Origin of the sequence: Paraburkholderia sp. GAS334 (assembly GCF_050436625.1) — a bacterium.
Lineage (GTDB): Bacteria > Pseudomonadota > Gammaproteobacteria > Burkholderiales > Burkholderiaceae > Paraburkholderia.
Map to the genome: position 1 here is coordinate 1 of NZ_JBNDMO010000082.1, position 2,669 is coordinate 2,669.

The 2,669-nt window shown below is 61.4% G+C and carries 3 protein-coding genes and 1 pseudogene; 1 reads left to right on the top strand and 3 read right to left on the bottom strand.

Annotated elements, in window-relative coordinates:
• From P3T21_RS38235 to P3T21_RS38245, 3 genes and pseudogenes are all read right to left on the bottom strand, one after another.
• A pseudogene (locus tag P3T21_RS38235) lies at positions 1-257 on the bottom strand (nucleoside 2-deoxyribosyltransferase); the annotation flags it as partial.
• A gap of 493 nt (positions 258-750) precedes the next feature.
• The gene (locus P3T21_RS38240; RefSeq protein ID WP_266240435.1) at positions 751-1,530 is read right to left on the bottom strand and encodes an SDR family oxidoreductase; all 780 of its coding nucleotides are present in this window, start codon (positions 1,528-1,530) and stop codon (positions 751-753) included.
• Positions 1,530-1,856: a nuclear transport factor 2 family protein gene (locus tag P3T21_RS38245; RefSeq protein WP_429261030.1), complete on the bottom strand. Its 327-nt coding sequence runs from the start codon at positions 1,854-1,856 to the stop codon at positions 1,530-1,532. The genes P3T21_RS38240 and P3T21_RS38245 overlap by 1 nt, the downstream gene beginning before the upstream one ends.
• Before the next feature lie 89 nt (positions 1,857-1,945).
• On the opposite strand from P3T21_RS38245, the gene P3T21_RS38250 reads away from it, so the two are divergent.
• Positions 1,946-2,314, top strand: a complete 369-nt coding sequence (locus P3T21_RS38250; protein ID WP_429261031.1) for a winged helix-turn-helix transcriptional regulator — start codon at positions 1,946-1,948, stop codon at positions 2,312-2,314.
• Positions 2,315-2,669 lie beyond the last annotated feature (355 nt).

Genomic DNA, 2,669 nt, shown 5'->3' on the forward strand with positions numbered 1-2,669 from the left:
AGGCAGCGGCCGTGTTCGACAGCATTCGGGCGAAAAACGTCGAAGCCCGCGAGGTAGATCCGCCTGCGATTGGCAGCCCGTTCGATCGGCAATGGAGGAGGGGAGAAATCACCGCTTCGCACTTTCCGCTGGATCCGGGTCAGTTGTGCGCGGACTGTTCCCGTTGGCGTGCCGATATTTGCCGATATTTCTTCGGGCGTCATTCCTCGATCGGCGAGTTCCACCAGACTGGCCTGCTTAACCGTTACGCGCGCCATTCAACCATCTCTCCGTCCACCTATGCGATGACCGGATCTTAGCCGAAGTGAGGCGAAGTCAAGCTGGCGCCATCTCGCGGACCTTATGATCAGGTCACGGCACGTCGTCGCGCGGTGGCCATACGAAGCAATGCGGTCGATGTCGGTGTTCGGCTGGGTTCGGCCAGTTTGAGACGTTCAGAGGAAGCTTTCGCGGGTCCGCTCCCGGCTCGACATGAGACGGTCGCTGATCGCGCTCTGAGCTTGCCCGTCCGCCATTCCAGGGCATCGCGAATTGCGGACGAAGGTTGACCTGCTATGTGACCTGACGTCCAGGTGCGATAACGCCGCTGAATAATGCCCGGTCCACCACGGGTGACCGTGCTGCAGAAAAGCAGAGGTTCATTGGGCGGGCACACCACGTGAAGGCCGGCGCCTGAACGGGAACCGCTACCTGCGAAACGCGCTTCGCGTGCGCCGAAGCACGTCGACGTCCACCGACAAGCGGCTCAGATCACGCAGTCGGAACAGTTCCGCCGTCGATGACGTACTCAGTGCCGGTGATGGCGCTGGCCCGCGCGGAGACGAGGAAACCGATGAGTTCTGCCACCTCCCGGGGAGAGCATGGCCGGCCGAGAGGAATGCCTCCGAGCGAATCCATGATGATCTTGCGAGCGCCGTCCGTGTCGATGCCGTTCTGCCGGGCGATCTCAGCAACGAGACCCGCGGCGGCATCCGTTTCAACCCAGCCGGGGGAGACACGCACGACCCGAACGCCTTTCGGACTAACTTCCTTGGACAAGGCTTTGCTGTAGTTCGACAGGGCAGCCTTGGCGGCGGCATAGGCAATCGTGGCCTCCGGCAACGGTAACTGCCGCTGGATCGACGTGACGTGGATGATGACGCCTGAGCGCTGCTCGACCATCGAGGGCAACAGCGCGCGATCGATGCGTACTGCCGGGAACAGGTTCAGGCTCAATGCCTTGTTCCATTCGTCGTCGTCGAGCACACTGAAGCCACCCGCTGGCGCAGATGAGCCACCCGCCACATGCACGATTATATCGACGCCGCCGAGCCGCTCGAGCACGGCGTCGACAATGGTTTTACAACCCTCGGCCGTCGTGATATCCGCACCGATGAACCTTTCTTCGGTAAGGTCATCGGAACGCGAACGTGCCGTCGCGAGGACGTTCGCTCCCGCCTCGCAAAGGTGTGCGACAACTGATTTACCGACGCCTTTGGTCCCGCCTGTAACAAGCGCCCGAAGGCCCCGAAGTTCAAGTGCCGCGCTCATCAGTGAATCTCCAGGGACACGATCTTGCCGTCGGCCAGGACAAACGTGTAGGTCAGCTCGACCGGGCTGCCGGGGAAGGCGCCCGTGAGCCTGGCGCGCATCGTCACGGCGACGCCATCCTGGGACAAGTCCAGCGGCTCGATGGCGTACTGGTACTTGGCTTTGGTGTCTTTCTTCCAGGCCTGGATGGCTTCGAGCCCCTCGATAGTGCGGCCCTCGTCGCGCACGACGGCGTCAGCAGCGAAGCAGTCCGCGAGAGGAGCGGTGTCGCTGGTGGTTTCCGCGTTCAGATAGGCATTCAGTGGCGGCGGCAGGGTTATGTTCATCGGACTTTTCCTGAACGTCACGTTTGCAGGTCCCAATGATGGCGCTATAGTTACCACATCGCAAGAACGCACTAAAAAGTAAGTAAGCCGTGCCCAACCGAAAAGCCTACACTCCCACGACCGCCGCGATCGACGTCGAAGCCGCATTCAAGCTGCTGGAAGGACGTTGGAAGCTGGTCATCCTGTTTCACCTTTTCGGTGGTCAGGTGCGACGCTTTTCGGACCTCGAGAGGCTGATCCCCGGCATCACGCAAAAGATGCTTGCCCAGCAGCTGCGCCGCCTCGAAGAGGACGGCATTGTGACGCGCACGGTCTATCACCAGGTGCCGCCGAAGGTGGACTACCGCCTAACCGATTGGGGCCAGGCGCTCTGCCCGGCACTGGATGCGATCCTGAAATGGGCGGAGCGCCGTGAAGACTTTCCATCGGCTGCGTCGAGTGTGCGTGCCAAAGACTGACAGACCTGTTTTCCTGAATTCGAATTCTGTGGGTCGTCGACGAGGTGTCTGCTGCAAGTCAACGGATGCGTCTGCATCGGTTTGGGGTGTTCTCCCAACGTTTTCGGAGTCACACCGTCGGGGCGCGGTATGGTCGGACCGCGTCAGCGATCCGCCACTTTCCGTGATGGCCGACGAGATAAAGGCCGACGCGTTATCCGCGGTCGTCTCATGTCGCTCCCGGAGCGGACGGTGGTAAAGCTTGTCCGAGCGGCTCCATCGGGTCGACACGAGCCGATCGCGGAAGACAGACTACGGTTAGCTGCGGTGATTCGGCCCGAGGCCTGTCGCAGACAGTCGACCGTCTTTCCTTTCC